16 protein-coding genes are annotated in these 22,687 nt (G+C 43.0%); 10 read left to right on the forward strand and 6 right to left on the reverse strand.

All coding sequences use genetic code 11. The features are described from left to right. Positions 1-210 precede the first annotated feature (210 nt). Entirely contained in the window at positions 211-2,412 is a 2,202-nt protein-coding gene (locus tag F894_RS04600) for an OsmC domain/YcaO domain-containing protein (RefSeq protein WP_005246318.1), read from the forward strand. 258 nt (positions 2,413-2,670) lie between these two features. Here F894_RS04600 and F894_RS04605 read toward each other — a convergent pair whose 3' ends face one another. Beyond that, positions 2,671-4,383, reverse strand: coding sequence for an electron transfer flavoprotein-ubiquinone oxidoreductase (locus F894_RS04605; protein ID WP_005246319.1), 1,713 nt, complete (start codon positions 4,381-4,383; stop codon positions 2,671-2,673). Positions 4,384-4,608: 225 nt separating this feature from the next. After that, complete coding sequence (locus F894_RS04610; RefSeq protein WP_004280319.1) at positions 4,609-5,445, reverse strand: IclR family transcriptional regulator; 837 nt, start codon at positions 5,443-5,445, stop codon at positions 4,609-4,611. Positions 5,446-5,949: 504 nt separating this feature from the next. On the opposite strand from F894_RS04610, the gene F894_RS04615 reads away from it, so the two are divergent. From F894_RS04615 to F894_RS04640, 6 genes are all read left to right on the forward strand, one after another. Further along, on the forward strand, positions 5,950-7,104 hold the full coding sequence (locus F894_RS04615; protein ID WP_004730987.1) for an acyl-CoA dehydrogenase family protein: 1,155 nt from the start codon (positions 5,950-5,952) through the stop codon (positions 7,102-7,104). A gap of 31 nt (positions 7,105-7,135) precedes the next feature. Continuing rightward, positions 7,136-8,335, forward strand: coding sequence for an acyl-CoA dehydrogenase (locus F894_RS04620; RefSeq protein ID WP_005246320.1), 1,200 nt, complete (start codon positions 7,136-7,138; stop codon positions 8,333-8,335). A 255-nt stretch (positions 8,336-8,590) separates the two neighbouring features. Continuing rightward, a complete protein-coding gene (locus F894_RS04625) occupies positions 8,591-9,871 on the forward strand; it encodes an MFS transporter (RefSeq protein ID WP_005246321.1) in 1,281 nt (426 codons plus the stop codon). Positions 9,872-9,911: 40 nt separating this feature from the next. After that, positions 9,912-10,583, forward strand: a complete 672-nt coding sequence (locus F894_RS04630) for a 3-oxoacid CoA-transferase subunit A (RefSeq protein WP_005246322.1) — start codon at positions 9,912-9,914, stop codon at positions 10,581-10,583. After that, positions 10,583-11,242, forward strand: coding sequence for a 3-oxoacid CoA-transferase subunit B (locus F894_RS04635; RefSeq protein WP_005100324.1), 660 nt, complete (start codon positions 10,583-10,585; stop codon positions 11,240-11,242). Before F894_RS04630 ends, F894_RS04635 begins: the two co-directional genes overlap by 1 nt. Before the next feature lie 206 nt (positions 11,243-11,448). Then, positions 11,449-14,028 carry a bifunctional diguanylate cyclase/phosphodiesterase gene (locus tag F894_RS04640; RefSeq protein ID WP_005246324.1) on the forward strand — a complete coding sequence of 860 codons (2,580 nt, stop codon included), beginning with the start codon at positions 11,449-11,451 and terminating at the stop codon, positions 14,026-14,028. Positions 14,029-14,201: 173 nt separating this feature from the next. Here the strand turns inward: F894_RS04640 and F894_RS04645 are convergent, their stop codons facing one another. From F894_RS04645 to F894_RS04655, 3 genes are all read right to left on the reverse strand, one after another. Continuing rightward, on the reverse strand, positions 14,202-15,401 hold the full coding sequence (locus F894_RS04645) for an MFS transporter (protein ID WP_005246326.1): 1,200 nt from the start codon (positions 15,399-15,401) through the stop codon (positions 14,202-14,204). Positions 15,402-15,418: 17 nt separating this feature from the next. Beyond that, entirely contained in the window at positions 15,419-16,684 is a 1,266-nt protein-coding gene (locus F894_RS04650) for a DcaP family trimeric outer membrane transporter (RefSeq protein WP_005246328.1), read from the reverse strand. Positions 16,685-16,799: 115 nt separating this feature from the next. Beyond that, the gene (locus F894_RS04655) at positions 16,800-18,098 is read right to left on the reverse strand and encodes an MFS transporter (RefSeq protein WP_005100333.1); all 1,299 of its coding nucleotides are present in this window, start codon (positions 18,096-18,098) and stop codon (positions 16,800-16,802) included. A 456-nt stretch (positions 18,099-18,554) separates the two neighbouring features. Here F894_RS04655 and F894_RS04660 point away from each other — a divergent pair, with 456 nt between their 5' ends. Genes F894_RS04660 through F894_RS04670 form a run of 3 tightly spaced genes read left to right on the forward strand, consistent with a single transcriptional unit; the run spans position 18,555 to position 22,088 of the window. Then, on the forward strand, positions 18,555-19,328 hold the full coding sequence (locus tag F894_RS04660; protein WP_005246330.1) for an enoyl-CoA hydratase: 774 nt from the start codon (positions 18,555-18,557) through the stop codon (positions 19,326-19,328). Between the two features lie 2 nt (positions 19,329-19,330). Further along, entirely contained in the window at positions 19,331-20,851 is a 1,521-nt protein-coding gene (locus F894_RS04665) for a 3-hydroxyacyl-CoA dehydrogenase (protein ID WP_005246332.1), read from the forward strand. A 25-nt stretch (positions 20,852-20,876) separates the two neighbouring features. Next, positions 20,877-22,088 (forward strand): 3-oxoadipyl-CoA thiolase, encoded by a 1,212-nt coding sequence (locus F894_RS04670; protein ID WP_005246334.1) that lies wholly within the window; start codon positions 20,877-20,879, stop codon positions 22,086-22,088. A 120-nt stretch (positions 22,089-22,208) separates the two neighbouring features. Here the strand turns inward: F894_RS04670 and F894_RS04675 are convergent, their stop codons facing one another. Then, positions 22,209-22,646: a PaaI family thioesterase gene (locus F894_RS04675; protein WP_005246335.1), complete on the reverse strand. Its 438-nt coding sequence runs from the start codon at positions 22,644-22,646 to the stop codon at positions 22,209-22,211. Positions 22,647-22,687 lie beyond the last annotated feature (41 nt).

Consider the following 22,687-nt stretch of genomic DNA (forward strand, 5'->3'; position numbering starts at 1 on the left):
TGCCAGAATTTCAGACAAATATTATCAATTTCATAAAATAATTCTATAATAGCGCCCATTCTCGGCAGCGTTATCCAGACACTTCGTCAAATGGTATAACCTGACCATTTTCTATTTTTCATTCAAGTTCTCCTCCGTGAACCGGCTTGTATATTCAGATTCAGCATCTTATCTGTCCGTGACGGCACATAAGAATATTTAGGTATCCACATGGAAATTAAGGTCAATTATCTCGATAATCTTCGCCAGGAAGCCAAGTTCGATGACTTCACGGTGATTGCCGATCAGCCGATCCGCTATAAAGGCGATGGTTCGGCACCCGGCCCATTCGATTATTTTCTGGCGTCATCAGCACTTTGTGCGGCTTATTTTGTCAAAGTCTATTGCGCAGCACGTGACATTCCGACTGATAATATCCGCCTTTCGCAAAACAATATTGTTGATCCTGAAAACCGCTATAAACAGATTTTTAAAATTCAGGTGGAACTGCCGGCTGATATTTCTGAAAAAGACCGCCAAGGGATTTTACGTTCGATTGATCGTTGTACTGTCAAGAAAGTAATTCAAACCGGTCCTGAATTTGTCATTGAAGAAGTGGAAAGCATTGATGCGGATGCTCAAGCTTTATTGATGCCAAGTCTGGCTTCTGATCATACGACTTTCATTCCAGGTAAAGACCTGCCGCTGGAAGAAACCATTGCCAATATGTCTGCCATTCTGGCAGGCCTCGGCATGAAGATTGAAATTGCGTCTTGGCGTAATATCGTGCCGAATGTCTGGTCATTGCATATTCGTGATGCGCAGTCGCCAATGTGCTTTACCAACGGTAAAGGTTCGACCAAAGAAAGTGCGCTGGCATCTGCTTTGGGTGAATTTATTGAGCGTCTGAACTGTAACTTCTTCTATAACGACCAGTTCTGGGGTGAGGATATTGCCAATGCCGAATTTGTGCATTATCCAGATGAAAAATGGTTCCAGCCAGGTCCGAATGGCGAACTACCTGCAGAAGTTTTAGATGAACATACCCGTGAAATTTATGATCCTGAAGATGAATTATTGGGTATCCATCTTTATGATACCAACTCTGGTAATAAAGCACGTGGCATCTGCTCACTGCCATTTGTACGTCAATCTGATGGTGAAACCGTTTATTTCCCATCAAATCTAATCGAAAACCTTTACTTAAGTAACGGGATGAGCGCCGGGAATACCTTGGCTGAAGCGCAAGTACAATGTCTGTCTGAAATTTTTGAGCGTGCGGTAAAACGTGAAATTCTGGAAGGTGAACTGGCACTACCGGATGTGCCTGAACATGTTCTGGCAAAATATCCAAAAATTGTTGAAGGCATTAAAGGTCTGGAAGAACAGGGCTTCCCGGTTCTGGTCAAAGATGCTTCACTAGGCGGTCAGTTCCCGGTCATGTGCGTTACCTTGATGAACCCGCGTACCGGCGGTGTATTTGCCTCATTCGGTGCCCATCCTAACTTTGAAGTAGCATTAGAACGCAGTCTGACTGAACTTTTACAAGGCCGTAGTTTTGAAGGTCTGAATGATCTGCCAAAACCAACTTTTAGCAGCAATGCAGTAACTGAACCGAATAACTTCGTCGAACATTTTATTGACTCAAGCGGTGTGGTGTCTTGGCGTTTCTTCAGCGCGAAATCAGATTATGATTTTGTCGAGTGGGATTTCACTAATAACGGTCAAAACTCGAATGCGGATGAAGCTCAGGAATTATTCACAATTCTGGAAGACATGGGCCATGAAGTTTATATGGCGGTGTATCAGCATCTAGGTGCAACAGCTTGCCGTATTCTGGTACCGGGCTATTCGGAAATTTATCTGGTAGAAGATCTGGTTTGGGACAATACCAACAAGGCTTTGTTATATCGTGAAGATATCCTGAATCTGCACCGTCTGGATGATGAACAATTGGAAGCATTGGTTGAGCGTCTGGAAGAAGCAGATGAGGATGACTATACCGAAATCAAAACCTTGATCGGTATCGAGTTCGATGAAAATACTGAATGGGGCCAACTGACGATTCTGGAACTGAAACTTCTGATTTATGTAGCTTTACAGCAATTTGAAGAAGCCAAAGATCTGGTTGAGCAGTTCCTGCAGTTCAATACCAATACCGTTGAACGTGGCCTGTTCTACCAGTGCATGAATGTCGTTCTGGAAGTCATTCTGGATAATGAAATGGAACTGGAAGATTATGAACACAACTTCCGTCGTATGTTTGGTGATGCCCGTATGGATGCCGTTCTAGGTTCAATCGAAGGCACAGTTCGTTTCTATGGTTTGACCGAAACCAATATGCAGCTTGAAGGACTGGACCGTCATTTACGCCTGATTGACAGCTATAAGAAATTGCATGCAGCGCGTGCCAAGTTTGTGGCTCAGCAATAATCCATAGATGAATGACTAAAAATTTTCGTTATTTGTTTTAAATCTTAAAGATGGCTTACTCGGTTTCGAATAGGCCATTTTTATCTCTGACCCTATATGCAATCTTTTCTATTATTTCTATTCTAGCTTATTAATTCCAGCTCCCGAGGGAACTGGGATTACCTAAAAAATTAAAGTGAAGTGTTAATACTAACTGCTTCAAGATTGGGTATGTGAATGTGAGAAATAGATGTATTTTTCTCCTTCACAGGAATTACCTTACATATTAGGGTAATTCGGACCACCACCACCTTCCGGTGTCACCCAGGTGATGTTCTGTGACGGATCCTTGATATCACAGGTCTTGCAGTGCACACAGTTGGCTGCATTGATCTGGAAACGCTTGGAACCGTCATTATTTTCCATAATTTCATACACACCCGCCGGGCAGTAACGCTGTGCAGGCTCGTCCCATGTCGGCAGATTCACTTCAACCGGGATGGATGGATCAGTCAGTTTCAAATGCGCTGGCTGGTTTTCTTCATGGACCGTATTCGATACAAACACTGAAGACAGACGGTCAAAGGTCAGCTTGCCATCCGGTTTTGGATAGGTCGGCTTGAAACTTTCAGCTGCCTGGGTTTTTAACGCAGCATGATCTTGAACCAGATCGTGCAGGGTGAACGGCACTTTAAACACGTTCTGGTCGATAAAGTTAAATGCACCACCGATCCATTGACCGAACTTGTGCATTGCCGGGCCAAAGTTACGCGAGTTATACAGCTCTTCTTTTAACCAACTGTTGTTGAACTTGTCGGTATATGCGGTGAGTTCTTTCACAAAGAAATCTTCGCCTTCCACTACACGTGCTACCGCCAGATCACCGCCTTTTTCTACACCGGCAGCAATGGCCTCAAATACCGCTTCACCGCAGAGCATGCCGGATTTCATTGCAGTGTGTGAGCCCTTGATTTTGGCAAAGTTCAGGAAGCCGGCATCATCCCCAATTAAAGAACCGCCCGGGAAGGTGAATTTTGGTAGCGAGTTAAAACCACCTTTGGTCACGGCACGGGCACCATAAGAAATGCGCTTGCCACCTTCCAGATACTGCTTGATTAAAGGATGGGTTTTCCAGCGCTGCATTTCCATGAATGGATACATATGCGGGTTGGTGTAGGACAGATCCACGATCATGCCCAAGGTCACCTGGTTGTTTTCAGCGTGGTACAGCCACCAGCCGCCTGAAGAACCGGTTTCAGAAAGCGGCCAGCCGGCACCATGCATGACCAGACCCGGTTTGTGTTTAGCCGGATCGATTTCCCACAACTCTTTAATGCCAATACCGTAATGTTGCGGATCCGCATCCTTGTCCAGGTTGAATTTCTGGATTAAACGCTTACCGAGGTGACCACGGCAGCCTTCAGCAAAAATCGTGTATTTGGCATGCAGTTCATAACCCGGGGTAAAGTTATGCGTTGGTTCGCCATCTTTACCAATACCCATATCACCGGTTTGGATGCCTTTGACTGTACCATCGGCATGATACAGAATTTCAGACGCGGCAAAGCCCGGAAAGATCGACACTTCCAGTTCTTCCGCTTTCTGGCCTAACCAGCGCACCACATTGCCCAGTGAAATGACATAGTTGCCATCGTTATGCATGGTTTTAGGCACCATCCAGTGCGGTGCTTCCTGTGATTTTTCATCTGACAGCAGGAAGAAGGTTTTATCTTCAGTCACCGGGACATTCAGCGGGGCACCCTGTTCTTTCCAGTCCGGAAACAGCTCGTTCATGGCACGCGGTTCAAGCACAGCACCAGACAGAATATGCGCACCGACTTCGGAGCCTTTTTCTACGACACAAACGGACAAATCGTTTAAGTTGTTTTCAATTGCAAGTTGACGGATTTTGATCGCAGCAGAAAGACCCGCAGGGCCTGCGCCTACGATGACGACGTCAAACTCCATCGATTCTCTTGTTATATCTTCCATAATATAAAATCCAATTTCGCTATACGATATTTATAGCATTATCTAAATCGGTTATGAAGCTTATTTTTGATCTTTTTATTTGAAATAGGACTTTATCTTTTTTAAATCTTATCTATTTCGCAGCATTAAAAAGGTTTGCTGAGAATTCTGGATAAAGGAAGAAGATGTGTAGATTGGGTATTCAATAAAAAGAGCGACTTAATGTCGCTCTGATAATTAATTTTTTTATATGTTATTGAGATTCATTGCAATATTATTCACCATGTGAATCAGACGCGGTCCAATTTCATTTTCCAGTTTTTCCTGATTTAACAGATAACTTGGGGCACCACAGTTAAACGTTAATATCCCATGTTTGGGGTGAACCAACGGAACTGCCACGGAATTCACATCTTTTGCCCAGTCACCTAAAGACAGACAATAGCCATAATCCTGATAATCACGGATTGCACGTTCCAGATTACGCTTGATGGTTGGCCATTGATCTTCGTTTCTTTTCTTGATCGCGTCAAATAAATATTCGCGTTCCTTTACATCCATCGCTGCCAGACAGGCACGTCCCATGGCACTACTATGAATCGGTAAAGTCGAACCGACAGGGCGGCGCATAGTCAGTGTCGATTCTGTATGTACTACTTCCAGATAAATCATGCTGAGACGGTCACGGGTAGCCATTGCCACAGGGGCTTGGGAATAGCGTGACATTTCTTCCATAAATGGATAGGCCTGAGTACGTGCAGAAATATTACTCAAAGCTGCATAGCCTAAAGCCAATACCCCAACATCCAACAGATATTTCGTGGTATTCGGTAGTTGTTTTAAATAACCTAAAGAAACCAGGGTGCTGGTAATACGGGCCACAGTTGGCTTGGGTAAGTTGGTTAATTGTGCAATTTCCTGATTGCCAAGCAATTGATTGGTCGCTGAAAAGCAACGTAAGATTTCCAATCCACGCGCAATAGACGCAATAAATTGAGGATTATTTTCTCTATGAATATGTGAAATCGGATCTAAACGGATTTCATCAAAGTTGGGAATTTCACCAGTTTTATTTTTTGTCATGGTCAGGGCAATTAAAGTTAAATTAATGAATATGATAGCAACATAATTTCACGATACAAAATAAAACACTTCTACAAAAGATAAAATATAGGAAAAAGTGCCGAAATTATTTGTGGTCGAAAAGAATCCTGTTACCCAACTTTGAAGACAATATAAAATCATCTAGTTTTTTAGGTTTAACACGTAGCCAATATATTTAAAAAGTTTCGATTTCTCCGAAAGAGTCAGTGATCGATAAATATTACAGCAAGAAAAAAGGTTTAATTATCTATTCAAAAAAAACTGATAAATAGAATAATCACTCATCAAAATATTTCGTATCGTGAAATTAAATATTAAACACAAATCAACTGGAATACCAGAAAAATTTCATTTTTTAGTTAAAATATAAAATTTTTAATAATTTCACTTGCTCAAAATGATTTTATATGATTATTTATTTCGTAATACGAAACAAAAATAAGGGTAAAGGAATTTACCTAAATTATATCCATGGAGATTCATATGATTCGTGATCCGGAAATGCTAGACCAACTTCTGTCAACGATTCGCGATTTTGTAAAAAATGAACTGGTGCCTCTTGAGCATGAAGTAGAAGAGAACAACGCCATTCCTGAACATATTGTGGAACAGATGAAAGAGCTGGGCTTGTTTGGCCTGACGATTCCAGAAGAATATGGTGGTTTAGGCATTACCATGGAAGAAGAAATTCTGGTCGCGATGGAGTTAGGTCATACATCAGCTGCATTCCGCTCTTTAATTGGTACTAACAACGGCATTGGCTCAAGTGGCATCATTATCGACGGTACAGAAGAACAAAAACAGAAATATTTACCGCGTTATGCAACGGGCGAAATTATTGGTTCATTCTGTTTGACCGAACCGGATTCCGGCTCAGACGCTGCTGCTTTAAAAACCAGTGCAGTCAAAGACGGCGATTATTATATTTTAAACGGAACTAAACGCTTTATCACCAATGCACCACGTGCCACGACATTTACCGTGATGGCACGTACCAATCAAGAGATTAAAGGTGCGAGCGGTATTTCAGCATTTCTAGTCGAAGCAGGCACACTTGGTTTAAGCCTAGGGAAAATTGACAAAAAAATGGGCCAACATGGTTCCTATACCTGTGATGTAATTTTTGATAACTGTAAAGTACATAAAGATCAGCTGATTGGCGGTGTAGAAGGGATCGGCTTTAAAACAGCAATGCGCGTTCTGGATAAGGGCCGTCTGCACATTGCCGGTTATAGCGTCGGCATGGCTGAGCGCATGCTAGAAGACGCACTTAACTATGCAGTGGAACGCAAACAGTTTGGTCAGCCCATTGCGAATTTCCAGCTAATTCAAGGTATGTTGGCAGACTCCAAAGCCGAGATTTATGCAGCCAAATGTATGGTGCTGGATGCTGCACGTCTGCGTGATGCTGGCCAAAATGTTACGACTGAAGCCTCTTGTGCCAAAATGTTTGCAACTGAAATGTGTGGTCGAGTAGCTGATCGCTGTTTGCAGATTCATGGTGGAGCGGGTTATATCAGTGAATATTCAATTGAACGTTTCTACCGTGATGTGCGTCTGTTCCGTTTATATGAAGGAACCACACAAATCCAGCAAATTATTATTGCGCGTGAAATGATTAAACAAGCAACCGCCTAATCTCATAATTTTAAAATAAGGAAATATTAAAATGACGACAAAAATTAGATTTGATTGGCAAGACCCGTTTTTAATCGAACAGCAACTGACGTCAGAAGAGCGTATGATCCGCGATGCAGCGGCAGCGTACTGTCAAGACAAACTGATGCCGCGTGTACTGGAACAGTTCCGCCATGAAAAAACCGATCCGGCTATTTTCCGTGAGATGGGTGAACTTGGTCTGCTAGGCCCAACTATTCCTGAACAGTACGGTGGTGCAGGTTTAAATTATGTCAGTTATGGTCTGATTGCTCGTGAAGTTGAACGTGTCGATTCAGGTTATCGCTCAATGGCCAGCGTACAAAGCTCTCTGGTGATGGTGCCAATTAATGAATTTGGTTCTGAAGAGCAAAAGCAGAAGTATTTACCAAAATTAGCAACCGGTGAATATATTGGTTGCTTCGGCTTGACCGAGCCGGATCATGGTTCGGATCCGGGCAGCATGATTAGCCGTGCTAAAAAAGTCGAGGGTGGTTACCGTTTAACTGGCGCAAAAATGTGGATTACCAATAGTCCGATTGCCGATGTATTTGTAGTTTGGGCCAAAGAAGTTTCTGCCGAAGGTAATGTCGGTGACATTCGTGGCTTTATTTTAGAAAAAGGCTGGGAAGGGCTTTCTGCTCCAGCGATTCACGGTAAAGTGGGTTTACGTGCCTCAATCACCGGTGAAATTGTGATGGATAACGTCTTTGTTCCGGAAGAAAATGCATTTCCGGAAGTGCGTGGTTTAAAAGGGCCTTTTACCTGCTTGAACAGTGCGCGTTACGGGATTGCATGGGGTGCCATGGGAGCTGCAGAATTCTGCTGGCATACCGCACATCAGTACACCATGGACCGTAAACAGTTTGGCCGACCACTCGCTGCGAATCAGCTGATCCAGAAAAAACTGGCAGACATGCAAACTGAAATTGCCCTTGGCTTACAGGTGGCTTTACGTTTTGGCCGCATGAAAGATGAGGGCATTGCTTCAGTTGAAGGTACATCTTTAATTAAGCGTAATAACTGTGGCAAGGCACTGGATATTGCCCGTTTGGCCCGTGACATGATGGGCGGTAACGGGATTTCTGATGAATTCGGTGTGGCCCGTCATCTGGTTAATCTGGAAGTGGTAAATACCTATGAAGGTACCCATGATGTACATGCCTTGATTTTAGGTCGTGCACAAACCGGAATCGCAGCCTTTTGCAACTAAATCTGACATCAACTTCTAGCCAGCATTGCTGGCTAGATTGTTTTACGGGTTTAAGAATTGTGCTTAATCACATCTTTCAATGTATTGCTACGTGATTTCTGCAGAGAAAATTTATTAAGAACTTTGAAAATCATCTTCATACCACCTTGTTCAAGCGTGGTAATGATCAGTAAATATTCTATATTTCAACTAAATAATTAAGTGAAATATACGTTTTAAAAAGGCACAGGAGTGCCGAAAAGTAGAAAGAGCATTATGGATACGATCAGTTCACAACGACACCCAGTGGAAGATGGAAACGAACCCAAGCAAAAAGTCTGGATTCTGGCCTTTATCTTCTCATTTTTGGCATTACTGGTTGATGGTGCTGATATTGCATTATTAGCATACAGTCTGACCAGTCTGAAACAAGAGTTTTCATTAAGTAATATGCAGGCCGGTGCTTTAGGAAGCTGGACACTTGCAGGCATGGCTATCGGCGGTTTTTTTGGCGGGTGGGCATGTGACCGTTTTGGCCGGGTTCGTGTGATCGTCATCGCCATCGCATTATTTTCTTCATTAACCTTCTGGCTGGGATTCGTGGAAAGTTATGATCAGTTCAAATGGCTGCGCTTTACGTCTGCGATTGGACTAGGTGCTCTATATATTGCCTGTAATACACTCATGGCAGAGTATGTACCCACCAAATATCGCTCTACAGTATTGGCAACGCTCATGACTGGCTGGACTTTAGGCTCGGTGGTCGCAACTGTTCTGGCTGGATGGCTATTGCCTGAATTTGGCTGGCGATACCTCTATTATATTGCCATTATTCCAATTGTACTGGCCTTCGCGATGTACTTCTTGGTGCCTGAACCGAAAGCTTGGTTAGAAGCACGTCAGGCCCGCCTGGATGCAAAAGCCAGTGGTATTGTTCAGGAAAAACCAAAAAATACTTTTAAAATGATTTTTGAAGATGCACTCAGCCGTCGCATGTTTATCCTCTGGTCCTTCAGTACCGCATTTTTACAGTTTGGCTATTATGGAGTCAGTAACTGGCTACCGGCCTATTTAGAGACTGATCTGGGAATCAAGTTTAAAGAAATGACCATGTATATGATCGGGACTTTCCTGATCATGATGTGTACCAAAGTTATTGCCGGTTTCATCGCTGACCGGATTGGCCGTCGTGCGGTATTTGCTTTTGGTACCATGGGTACTGCAATTTTTATCCCTGTGATTGTCTTTGGTAATACGCCGGATAACATCCTCTGGCTGATGTTATTTTTCGGTTTTCTCTATGGTATTCCATACGGTATTAATGCGACTTACATGACAGAAAGCTTCTCCACCAAAGTACGTGGAACAGCCGTGGGCGGTGCCTATAACGTGGGCCGACTGGGTGCTGTATTTGCACCTCTTACTATTGGCTATTTTGCTCAAGGAGGCTCAATTGGTACGGGCTTACTGATTATGGGCATTGCCTATTTTCTTTGCGGTCTAATTCCCGCTTTCTTTATTAAAGACCGCTTATTTGATCCGCAAAAGGCAGATTAATCTGCAATTGCAATATAGATAGAACATGCTAGGAAGCAATATGATGAATAAAATCACACAGGATATCGAGACAGTACTCAAGCAAATTCCCGATGGTGCACACATTATGACTAGTGGTTTTGGCCTGGCAGGTCAGCCGGTAGAATTAATCGAAGCATTAATTGATCTTGGTCCTAAAGACTTGACTATTATTAACAACAATGCTGCTTCCGGAGATCGTGGGTTAACCAATCTGCTGTTGTCTGGACTGGTTAAAAAAATGATCTGTTCATTCCCGCGGGCCAATAACTCAACCGTCTTTGAAGACCTGTACAAGGCAGGAAAAGTTGAGCTGGAACTGGTGCCACAAGGCAATCTGGCCTGTCGTATTCAGGCAGCCGGTGCTGGCTTAGGGGCTGTTTTTACTCCAACCGGTTTTGGTACCAAAATTGCTGAAGGTAAAGAAACCCGAAATATTAATGGAAAAAACTATGTGCTGGAATATCCGATTCATGCTGATTATGCCTTTGTGTATGCCAATCAGGCAGATCAGTGGGGCAACTTAACCTACCGTAAGGCAGCACGGAATTTTGGTCCGATCATGGCCAAAGCAGCAAAAACCACCATTGCACAAGTCCATCAAGTTGTGGAACTGGGGGAGCTTGATCCAGAGATCATCGTAACGCCAGGGATTTTTGTACAGCATGTGGTCAAAGTTGGAGATATTAAATAATGAATATTCAAAAACGTACACGTGAACAGATTGTGGCCAAAGTTGCACAAGACATTCCAACTGGCTCTTTTGTAAATTTGGGTATTGGTTTGCCGACACGCGTAGCTGGTTATTTAAAACCTGAACAAGGAGTAATTCTGCACTCGGAAAATGGCGTTTTAGGTTTTGCTGCATTGAGTGATCCCGAACAGGCAGATGATGACCTGATTAACGCCGGTAAAGAACTCGTAAGCATGTTGCAAGGTGGCAGTTTTATGAATTCTGCGGACTCTTTCGATATCATGCGAGGCGGGCATCTGGATATCTGTATCATGGGTGCTTTTCAGGTGGCTATTAATGGTGATCTGGCGAACTGGCATACCGGTAATGCTGATGCTGTACCTGCTGTAGGCGGTGCGATGGATCTGGCAGTGGGTGCTCGCTGTGTCTATGTTTGCATGGAACATGTGACCAAAAACGGTGAGGCAAAAATTGTTGAAGAACTGACTTATCCTCTAACAGGTAAACATTGTGTCAACCGTATTTATACTGATTTGTGTGTGATTGAATTAAAAGACCGACAAGCTCAGGTTATTGAAATAGTGGATGGCTTAAGCTTTGAAGAATTACAACAGCAGACAGGCTGTAAATTAGTGGACAGTCGTCAACAAGCAGCCTAAAAATAAGTCCGCAATATTCTGATTAAGTAAAAGTATAGTTTTAGATCACAGCTTCGGCTGTGATTTTTAAATTTTAGAATTATTATCAAATACACGTAATATTGACCATATTTCCGTATTTTAAAGATATAAATACAAACTTTTGCTAATGATTATTTTAATAATAAGTCTAAAATGTTAACAAGCTAAGGAAGATGATAGTCTGAATGAATAATAATTGTGATGATCAAGAAATTTTTCATATTTTTAATCTGATTGGTCGCCATACTGAACTTAAGCCTATCCTCGATGTCATTAGCCAGTGGCTTGAATCGCGCATTCCAGATGCGCTTGTCACCATTATGCTCTATCAAGATGACACCCAAACTTTAAATGTTATAAGTGGCAAACAGCACTTTTCAAAAGAGTACTGTAATGCTATTCAAGATTTGAAAATTGGGCCAAATCAAGGATCGTGTGGCGTAGCTGCTTTCTTACGTCAGTTGGTCATTAGTCCGAATTTAATGAAAGACCCAAACTGGCAGTCTTACCGTGCTTTGGTAAATGCAGAAAAATTGTCTAGCTGCTGGTCTATGCCGATTATTAATGCTTCAGATATTTTGTACGGAACGTTTGCCACTTATTATCGAACACCGAAAATACCGACTGAACATCATATTCAGCTTTTACAGCAAGCGGCAAAATTAGTTGCCCTCGCAATCGAGCTTGATCAGGAACGTCAAAAAAGACATGAGCTTAATGAAAAATACAGCTCATTTTATACCTATCATCCAGATATTATTTTTGAACTTGACCTGCAGGGACATGTGCTTAATACCAATATTGCTTGCGAAGAAATTACAGGTTTTTCTAAAGCGCAAATTCATGGTCAGCACTATTGTGCCTTCATACCGCCCGAATTCCATGAACTTGCGAATGTTTCATTTTCAGAAGCAGCGCAAGGTAAATCTCAACATTATGAACTTCCAATTTATAATGTTGCAGGCGATATCTTATGGCTGGATCTGACCAATTTACCGATTATTCAAAATCAGAAAGTCACCGGTATTATTGGCATTGCCCGAGATATTACTGTATCGCGTGAAAACAAGGAGTCTCTACGATTATTAAAACGTGGGGTAGAGGCTAGTCCGAATAGTCTTTTTATTACCGATGTCTCTGAAGAAAGGCTAATGGTGTATGTGAATCCAGCTTTTCTAAAGCTCACCGGTTATACGGCAGCAGAAGTACTAGGGCAAAGCTGCTTTTTCTTACAGGGTCCAGATACTGATCCGGATCAGATTGCATTACTCAAGCAAGCGGTCAAAGAACAAAAAGAAATTCAGGTGACTATAAAAAGTTACTGTAAAGATGGTAGCTGGTTCTGGAATCGTTTAACCATAGGTCCTATTTTTGACCAGACAGGAACCTGCACCCATTTTTTGGGGATTCAGGAAGATATTACTCAGCAACGTATTCACGAAGAATATATTCAGCATCAGCATACCCATGACCATTTAACCGGTTTACCGAACCAGTATGCATTCAAACAGATTCTGGAAAATATTTTTGAAGCACAGCACGAGAGCTCACAACCTTTAGTCTTGCTGTATATAGATCTGGATGATTTTAAAAATATCAATGACAGCTTAGGTCATCTGGTGGGTGACCAGATTCTCAAAATTGTAGGCGAGCGGCTGCAAAAATTTGTTCAAGGCAATAATGTGCTATGCCGCTTCGCTGAAGATGAATTTATTTTACTGCTCTCAGGGACAGATGAGCACACTGAAGTCGAGGCGATCGCCGGAGAAATTCTTGATCTTCTTTCCATGCTGTTTATTGTCGATCAGTACAAAATACATTTAAGTGCCAGTATTGGTATCGTGGCAGATGACAGTTCAATTCATCATTCTTCTGAATTGATTTATCAGTCTGTTTTGGCGATGCAGGAAGCCAAAAGACAAGGTCGTAATATGTGGCAGTGGTATGAAAAAACCAGAATGCAGCCTGTCGCAGAAATAGACTATACGAATCTGCGTCTGGAACTCATGGAAGCGATCAATCAGGAAAATTTTGACCTGTTCTATCAGCCGCTGATTCATCCTGAAACTGGGCTGGTGACAGGTGTAGAAGCTTTAATCCGTTGGTGCCATCCGCAGCAGGGTTATATTTCCCCAGCGATTTTTATTCCGCTTGCAGAAAGAACCGGGCAGATTATTAGCGTAGGTCAATGGGTATTGGAAAAGGCCTGTTTAGATATTGCCGAGTGGAACAAGACGCATAATAGCCAGATCACAGTATCGGTGAATATTTCTCCTTTGCAATTCCGTAGAGCAGGCTTTTTGCAGGTGCTTGAACATGCGCTTGAACTCAGTCAATTACCGCCGGAATTACTTAAAATTGAAATTACGGAAGGCGTCATCATTAATGGTGCAGATCGAACCATAGAAATTTTGAAAGCGGTGCGTGCTTTAGGTGTACAGGTTGCCATTGATGACTTTGGCACAGGTTATTCGAGTCTCAGTTATCTGCGCCGCTTGCCGATCAATCAAATCAAGTTAGACCGTAGTTTTATTGAAGAGCTGACCCTCGATGGTCAGGATGCTGCGATTGTGCAATCCATTATTCATCTGGCACATCAGCTGGATCTGGAAGTTGTTGCAGAAGGTGTCGAAACCTTAAGTCAGGCCAGTTTGCTCTATCAACAGGGCTGTGACCTGCTACAGGGCTTCTTTTATGCAAAACCCGCGCCTTTAAATGAATTGAAGCCTGTTTATCTCGCAATGGAAAATAGTAAATTGAATTAACTCTAAAAAGTTAAGATATCAATATTTTCAACCGCTCTTCAGGTAGGAAGGAAATGGGAAACAGACCTCAAGAATTTTCCTACTTTATGAGCGTATCAGTTCTATAATGTATGCTCAGCATAGAAAGCGGGATAAAAATAAGATTTTTAACCCTCAATGGTTTTTAACAGTATTTAGGGCTCAGGCTGAATATTGGCTAAATTTCTTTCTTGGTTCAGATCATAATAGTTAATTACAAAGATCAATAGGGCAAAAATAAAACCTAAAATGACACAGGCAGACCAGCCATAGCTTTTCCATAAATGCAGCGATAAAAATGCTCCCAGACCAGCACCTGAAAAATAACAGGTCATATAGATGGCATTAATCCGCGAGCGAGCCTGCATTGAAATTCGATAGACCAGATTCTGGTTCAAGACATGCAAACAGGAAATTCCGAAATAAGCCAGAATCAAGCCCAGGATATAAATCCATAAATAATTCTGGGCAAAGAATAAGGGAATCCAGGCTAGAATCAGTCCGCATGTGGCTAGGTGCGCAATCCATTTTTCCCGATGCCTGCCAATCATTTTACCGGTCCACTGAGAGGACCAGATGCCGACCACTCCCACAATGCCCATGAGGCCAATCTGGAAATCGTTAAAATGATAAGGTGCTTCAGCCAGAATAAAAGTCATGGTAGTAAAGATAATACTCAGCATGCCAAAGCCCAAGCCGCCGATCATACTACGCCTGATCAACATGGGTTCTGTTCGGGCAAAGGTAAATAGTGAGCGATAAATTTGCAATATATTCATCTGTAACTGGCTCTTGGCACTCGGCAACTGGAACCACATGGCCAGACTTAGCAGAAGAATTGCACAACCACTAAATAGGTATACCGCATGCCAGGACCATAAAGTAGAAATCAGTCCGGCCACGGTACGGGCAAACAGAATACCAACCAGAACACCACTCATGAGCAGGCCAACGACTTCGGCACTTTTATCACGTTGCGACAGGCTGGCGGCAAAGGGAATCAGAATCTGGGTGGTGATCGAACAAAAAGAGGCGAGCAGGGTAAAGCCATACAACATATGCAGATTGGTACTGGCTGAAAGCCCAATAAGCGCCAGTCCGGTACACAACATCAAACTACAGATATACAGCCGTTTTTCAAACAAATCACCCAGAGGGACAAACAAAAATAATCCGGTGGCATAGCCAATCTGGGTCAGTACTACAGTCCAACCAGACTGAGCCACACTGATTTGCAGATCCTCTGCAATAGAATAAATCAGGGGCTGGTTAAAATAGTTACAACCTGCGCAGAGTGCGCAGGTCATTGCCATCATGAACATGAAACGGCGTGAAATTTGCCCTTGGGCTGACATCCTTGTCTCCTGAGGCTTTAAAAACTATAGTTGGCAGAGAGGTTGATACGCGAAATATCTGCTTCCTTATTGTCAAAGGTTTCACGCTTGCCATGATGATATTCTGCACCCAAATTAATCTTTGGAACAGGAGAATAGATCACGTTAGCCACATAGTCGGTTAAGCGCTTATTGGTTTCCGGATTGGCTTTGGCATAATCGCTAGAATCATCAAAATCAACCACGCTGGCATTAATACTACTACGTAGTTTCGGCGTAAATTTATGCGTGAAGCCAATATTTATACTATTGAACTCATTGAGCAAAAGTTCATTATTGATTGGATCGACTGAATAATCTCCACCCCAGGCAGCGCCATCAGTTGTTGAACCTTGAGTCAAGAAAGCTGCAATACGCTGATCACCGACCATATGGAAATAGTTACCTTGAATCGAGTTTTGATCATCTAAACGGTAACGTCCACCAACTCCCACACCCCAGCCAACTTTCTCGATATCGCCTTTCGCAATCTGTGCCTGCTTTTGATTGACAAAGCCTTGAGCTAATAAATGAAGAGGGCCTGATTGATGAACATATTTAGTGGTTAAAGCAGGTAAGGCAGAAGAACGATCGCCACCGGCCATATATTCCAGACCGACATTCCAGGTATTTTCCGGATCAAGTTTGAAAGCATAGCTCACCTGAGGGGTACGTAAGACTGATCCACCCAGGAACAAGCTGTAATCGACAGCTTCAGTGCTAATCTCTGGTGTAGACATCAATGACCAGGCCTGACCAAATGTCCAGTTATAATATTTTAAATGTGCATGACGGATACGTAATCCACCATCGCCTTTACCATTGTTGGTCCAGAAGTCGGCTTCTAAACGAGCAGAAACATTCGGGTTTCCACCTAGATCTTTGGCTAGAAAACCAATTCGGCTGGCAGCCGCAGTAAAATCGGAACGTACAGAATCCGGTTCAGTAAAAGGCACTTTATTGATCTGGTTAATAGTTCGGCCACGGGCTTCAGTCGTACTTTTGAAATCGACTGCACCATCAAAGCGGATCAAACCATAAACATCGACATTGTCAACCATTGAACTCAGGGTTTTAGAGTCTTGGGCTTTGGCTTCTTCCTGCTGGGTCTTTAGCGCGAGTTGCGCTGCTTTTTGTTGTTCCAGTTCAGCCTGGATTTGCTTTAACTGTGATTCTAAAAACTGCATCCGGTCTTCAGATGCTTCTGCTGAAAATGCCTGTGCAGAAGCAATACTGCATAATGTTGCTAAAACTAATTTTTTCATTTCTTAATCCCTGAAGAAACTTTTAATTCTGAATGAAAGGAAACCTTTCTATACGTATGGTCAATATTTGGAGAAAGAGGAAGGCAGCGATTTGACCTGCCTTCCGAAGTGGGGTTTATTCTGCTTTTTGCGGATCGTATAAACGGTCTTTAATAAACAGGGCAGGAATCAAACCGCATAGGAAGTATGCTGCACCCATTACCAACAGACCTGTACCAATCGAACCATGCATCGCAAGATAACCAATCGTAATTGGAGCGAAGATTGCACCGATACGACCAATATTGAATGCACCACCCACCGCTGTACCACGAACACCAGTCGGGAAACTTTCGGTTAGATAGGTTGCATTGATGGCATATGGAATACCGTACAGGAAGCCGAAGATTAGCATCAGTACGCCAATGTTATCGGCATTATGCATATACACCACGACAGGGATAAACAGAGCCGTTCCCATGGTGCCGAAAGCAAATACAATACGGCGGCCAATTTTATCAGCAACATAACCTGCAATAATTTTGGCAAAAATCATGGTGACAAACGTACCCACCATATACAGGGCCATTTCTTTAAACTTGATGCCTAATTCAGCTTCAAGATAACTTGGCAGCCAGTTACTTACACCGAAATAACCGAATAGCAAGAAACCAGAGCTGAATGACCATAAGATAAACATTCTGCCATGGGTTTTGTCTTTAAGAATGGTGATATATGGATTGCCTTTTTTCGCATCGTTATCCACGATCTGACCAGTTCTTTTCATTTCACGGACACGTTTCCATGATTCTGGCTCTGGCACCATAAAGTGCATCAGGATACCCAAAGCTAATGGAGCAATTGTGATCCAGTACAGCATACGCCAGCCGAACTCAGGAATAATCCAGCCTGAAATCATGGTAATCACCAATGAACCTAAAGTGAAACCAGTCATCAATGTTGCCAGTACAGTAGTACGGTATTTGGTCGGTACGTATTCTGACATCAGGGTATTACAGGCAATATATAAACAGCCTAAACCCAAGCAAGAAAGAGTACGTAAAATTGCAAATTCAGTATAAGACTGAGCAAAACCTGAGTAGGCTGACAAGATCGAGAAGGCGATGGTGGCCAGTACAATGACGCGGACACGTCCAAATTTGTCGCATGCCCATCCACCAATAAAACCTCCTATCCCCATACCCAAAAGAGAATAACTTCCTAAAGCACCCGCCTGTACAGAAGTTAGTCCCCATTCAGCTTTCAGACTGGTCAGGCTGAAAGCCAGAATCCCGATATCTGCACCGTCACAGAGCAAAATCAGAAAAGCAAAGACAAAAGCCGTCATCCATAGACGTTTTGGCGCCTGTTTGATGGTATCCGTGGAGGAGACATCGGTTTTATTGTCTCCTGTTACGATGGTATCGCTTGTCATTCTTATATCCTCTATATATTAAAAGTAGCATTTCCTCTGCTACCGCTAAATCCATTTTTCTTCCTCACGGAAACATAGTTTTCCTGATTTAACAGACTTGCTCCTGAACGCTACAGCCGCTGTATTTATTATCAGGCTACATTCGATTTTTCACTTTATTACGCTAAATCAAAATCATCTCATTGCTGGAAAATTTGATTTCGTAAATTAATTTTAAGTTCTGCCTTATGGTGATTATTCATTTAAATGGATAATCAGATTGCATTTAAAATATTTAATTCCGTATTGCGAAATCAATTAATCACAAAATAACCATCTAAACAAGAGTTTTTACTCTATTTTTAGTAAAAAATAACTTTTTTGAATTCTGGAGTTAAAAATCCTTGATTTATAGCTTGAGAAACCTTAGTTTTATATAAAATAAAATTTCGCTATACAAAATAAATGGAGATTTTAATGGAACAGGTCGTTCAAGTAGAACAAGTTTCAGCACATGTAGCGATGGTTAAAATTCATCGACCAGAAGCGAAAAATGCCCTGAATACAGAAGTTCGCCAGAAACTTGCGGCGGTTTTTTTGCAACTGAATGACGATGAAAATGTACGTGCCATTATTCTTACCGGTGGTGAAACAGATTTCGCAGCAGGAGCTGATCTAAAAGAACTGGCCAATGCTGAAACCATTCAAATGATGCAGCGTCGCACTGAACGTTACTGGCAGGCGATTGCACAGTGTTCAAAACCGGTGATTGCAGCTGTAAACGGTTATGCACTTGGTGGTGGCTGTGAACTGGCGATGCATGCAGATATTATTATTGCCGGGAAAAGCGCCCAGTTTGGTCAGCCTGAAGTGAAAGTGGGGGTTATGCCGGGTGCTGGTGGTACGCAACGTTTATTCCGTGCAGTGGGTAAATTCCATGCCATGCGCATGATCATGACCGGTTGTTTGGTACCTGCACCGGAAGCCTATCAAATTGGTCTGGTGTCCCAGGTGACTGAAGACAGTGCAACCCTTGCAACTGCCATCAAGATGGCAGAAGGGCTGGCAAAAATGCCACCAATTGCTTTGGAGCAAATCAAGGAAGTGGCTTTACTGGCTGAAGATGTGCCGCTTAATGCCGGACTTACCCTGGAACGTAAGTCTTTCCAGATGCTGTTCTCATCCGAAGATCAAAAAGAAGGCATGCAGGCCTTTATTGAAAAACGTAAACCGAATTATCAGGGACGATAAGCATGAGTATTCAGATTCAGAAAATCGGCATTATTGGTGTAGGCACGATGGGTGCAGGTATTGCCCAGATCGCGATTCAGTCTGGTCATGATGTGATACTGTTTGATGCCAAAGAAGGGGCAGCTGAACAGGCACAGGACAAACTGGCCAAAACATTAAATACCTTAGCAGATAAAGGTAAATTCAGCCATGAAAAAGCCGCTGAAGATATTGCTCATCTGTCGACTGCGCAGCAGCTAGAAGACCTGAAAGATTGTGACTTGATTGTTGAAGCGATTATTGAAAATCTGGAAATCAAGCAAAAACTGATGCAGCAGCTTGAAGGAATTATAAAACCAGAAGCGATTCTGGCATCCAATACCTCTTCATTGTCGATCAGTGCAATTGCTGCCAATTGCAGTCAGCCAGAGCGTGTTGCCGGTTATCACTTCTTTAATCCGGTCCCACTCATGAAAGTAGTCGAAGTGATTGAAGGCTTTAATACCCGCGCTGATATTATTGAAGCATTAACCCAGCTCTCTACAAAAATGGGTCATCGTCCGGTCAAAGCTAAAGATACTCCAGGATTTATCATTAACCATGCCGGCCGTGCCTTTGGTAGCGAAGCCTATGCAATTTTGAATGAAAATGTCACACCATTTTATGATATTGACAGGATCTACCGTGACGGAATCGGTTTCAAAATGGGGCCGTTTGAATTAGGTGATCTGACCGGTATGGATGTCTCGCACCCGGTGAGTGAATCGATTTATCATCAGTATTATGAAGAAGCACGTTACCGTCCAAGCGTGATTACCCGTCAGCGTTTTATTGCCAAGCAGTTAGGTCGTAAAACCGGTAAAGGTTTCTATGATTACACTTCGGGTAGCAAAGAAGGTGATGTTGCTCCAGCATTGGTTGAAAAGTTAAGTCAATATCCATCAGTCTGGCTAGGCACCGAATATGACGAAGACCGTCAGGCACTTGAGCAATATCTGCAGCAGTTCAATATCCAGATTGAGCAAACTGAGACACCTTCAGCAGAGGCTTTAATCCTGATTGCCACTTATGGTGAAGATGCAACTTCAGCCGCTGTCCGTTATCAGCTGGCACCTCAGCAAGTGGTGTGTATCGATCTGCTATATGGTCTGAACAAACACCGTACCTTGATGCCAACTTTTGTCACCCAACCTGAGCTGGTAAAAGCAGCCCAATCGATTTTCAATCTGGATGGTGTGACCGCCAGTGTAATTCAGGAAAGCGTCGGCTTTGTGGCTCAACGTGCTTTGGCAATGATTGTGAATCTCGGCTGTGATATTGCCCAGCAAGGCGTTGCAACGGTGGAAGATATCAACATCGCGGTGAAATTAGGCCTTGGCTATCCATATGGTCCAATTGAATGGGGGGATGTGCTGGGAGCTGAAAAAATTCTAAAAATTCTGGATCGTATGACTGCGATTACCCGTGACCAGCGTTACCGTCCAAGTCCTTGGTTGCGTCGCCGCGTTCAGCTTGGTCTACCACTTGTTCATACAACACATTAATTAGAAAGTTAAAGGAATAACACTCATGTTAAATGCATATATTTATGATGGTTTACGTTCACCAATCGGTCGCCATGCAGGAAATCTGGCAAGCGTACGTCCAGATGATCTGGCAGCTACAGTCATTAAAAACCTGCTGGAAAAAACCGGTATTCCGGCAGCAGATGTAGAAGATGTAATCTTTGGGAGTACCAATCAGGCCGGTGAAGACAGCCGTAATGTGGCACGTTTTGCAGCATTGTTAGCAGGTATGCCGGTAACAGTTCCAGGTCAGACGGTAAACCGCTTATGTGCATCAGGTCTCGGTGCTGTGATTGATTCGGCACGTGCCATTACTGCAGGCGAAGGCGAGTTGTACATTGCCGGTGGCGTAGAAAGTATGACCCGCGCACCTTTTGTGATGGGCAAAGCAGAAAGTGCTTATTCACGTGATGCCAAAATTTATGACACCACGATTGGTACCCGTTTCCCAAACCGTAAATTTACGGATCAGTTTGGCGCGCACAGCATGCCTGAAACAGGTGATAACGTGGCTGAAGAATTCGGTATTAGCCGTGAACAGGCTGACACCTTTGCTGCTGCTTCACAGGCAAAATATCAGGCAGCGAAAGAAACAGGTTTCTTTGAAGGTGAAATTACCCCGATTGAAGTTTCTCAAGGACGTAAACTGCCGCCTAAACAAATTACTGAGGATGAGCATCCACGTGCATCTTCAACATTTGAAGCTTTATCCAAGTTAAAACCGCTTTTCGAAGGTGGTGTAGTAACAGCGGGTAATGCATCAGGTATCAATGACGGCGCTGCAGCACTGATTATCGGCAGTGAAAAAGTGCAGGAACAGTATGGCTTAAAACCTTTAGCTCGTATCCTGTCTTCTGCAGCCGCTGGCATTGAGCCACGCATCATGGGTGCAGGCCCAATTGAAGCGATTAAAAAGGCAGTACAACGTGCTGGTTTGACGCTAGATGATATGGATGTCATCGAGATTAATGAAGCCTTTGCCAGTCAGGTATTATCTTGCCTGAAAGGTCTGGATGTCGCTTTGGATGACCCGCGTGTCAATCCAAATGGTGGTGCGATTGCCATTGGTCATCCACTGGGCTGTTCGGGTGCGCGTTTGGCTTTAACCGTTGCACGTCAGTTACAGCGTACCGGTAAAAAATATGCTGTGATCAGTCTGTGTATCGGTCTGGGTCAAGGCTTGGCGATGGTGATTGAAAACCCTGAAGCTGCATAACAGTTTAGTCATAGTCTTAATGCCATGTATCTATGATATGCATGGCATTCTTTATTGGGATTTTTCTTTCAAAATAAAAATCCCTGCACATGCAGGGATTGATTACATCACTGTAATGATTTACTTACGGGCAGTGACTAATAAAGTCGCTGAACCAAAAGCATAAACTTTACCTTCTTTATCGATAATTCGGCCTTCTGAGGTCAGTACATTACGCCCGATCCGGATGACTTCACCAATAGCTGTATAGGTTTCGCCGCTTTTCATCGCTTTCAGCATTTTTACATTCAGGTCAATGGTCGAGAAACTGACACCTGCATCTACTGTCGTATGCACGGCAGCGCCAGTGGCACTATCTAGAACCGTTGCACAAAAGCCGCCATGAATACCACCCTGTAAATTATAATGGCGCTGATCAGGACGCACCTCATATTCCACATAGTTTTCGCGCACCAAGATCAGACGCATGGGAATAATTTCACTCATGGCTGAACTGGAAATTTCCCCATTTTTAATTGCGGTTAGATATTCGAGTCCGTTTAATTGTGATGTTGACATATCAACTCCTTGTAATGATTTATTTCGCTTTATGAAATAAT

It is taken from the genome of Acinetobacter sp. CIP 51.11 (assembly GCF_000369665.1).
Lineage (GTDB): Bacteria > Pseudomonadota > Gammaproteobacteria > Pseudomonadales > Moraxellaceae > Acinetobacter > Acinetobacter lwoffii_S.

Bases quoted from the DNA above. Each gene is read 5' to 3' on its own strand.
- F894_RS04660 (WP_005246330.1), top strand. From the start codon at position 18,555: ATGGAACAGGTCGTTCAAGTAGAACAAGTTTCAGCACATGTAGCGATG.
- F894_RS04635 (WP_005100324.1), top strand. From the start codon at position 10,583: ATGAATATTCAAAAACGTACACGTGAACAGATTGTGGCCAAAGTTGCA.
- F894_RS04640 (WP_005246324.1), top strand. From the start codon at position 11,449: ATGAATAATAATTGTGATGATCAAGAAATTTTTCATATTTTTAATCTG.
- F894_RS04665 (WP_005246332.1), top strand. From the start codon at position 19,331: ATGAGTATTCAGATTCAGAAAATCGGCATTATTGGTGTAGGCACGATG.
- F894_RS04605 (WP_005246319.1), bottom strand. From the start codon at position 4,383: ATGGAAGATATAACAAGAGAATCGATGGAGTTTGACGTCGTCATCGTA.
- F894_RS04650 (WP_005246328.1), bottom strand. From the start codon at position 16,684: ATGAAAAAATTAGTTTTAGCAACATTATGCAGTATTGCTTCTGCACAG.
- F894_RS04620 (WP_005246320.1), top strand. From the start codon at position 7,136: ATGACGACAAAAATTAGATTTGATTGGCAAGACCCGTTTTTAATCGAA.
- F894_RS04600 (WP_005246318.1), top strand. From the start codon at position 211: ATGGAAATTAAGGTCAATTATCTCGATAATCTTCGCCAGGAAGCCAAG.
- F894_RS04675 (WP_005246335.1), bottom strand. From the start codon at position 22,646: ATGTCAACATCACAATTAAACGGACTCGAATATCTAACCGCAATTAAA.
- F894_RS04630 (WP_005246322.1), top strand. From the start codon at position 9,912: ATGATGAATAAAATCACACAGGATATCGAGACAGTACTCAAGCAAATT.
- F894_RS04625 (WP_005246321.1), top strand. From the start codon at position 8,591: ATGGATACGATCAGTTCACAACGACACCCAGTGGAAGATGGAAACGAA.
- F894_RS04615 (WP_004730987.1), top strand. From the start codon at position 5,950: ATGATTCGTGATCCGGAAATGCTAGACCAACTTCTGTCAACGATTCGC.
- F894_RS04670 (WP_005246334.1), top strand. From the start codon at position 20,877: ATGTTAAATGCATATATTTATGATGGTTTACGTTCACCAATCGGTCGC.
- F894_RS04655 (WP_005100333.1), bottom strand. From the start codon at position 18,098: ATGACAAGCGATACCATCGTAACAGGAGACAATAAAACCGATGTCTCC.
- F894_RS04610 (WP_004280319.1), bottom strand. From the start codon at position 5,445: ATGACAAAAAATAAAACTGGTGAAATTCCCAACTTTGATGAAATCCGT.
- F894_RS04645 (WP_005246326.1), bottom strand. From the start codon at position 15,401: ATGTCAGCCCAAGGGCAAATTTCACGCCGTTTCATGTTCATGATGGCA.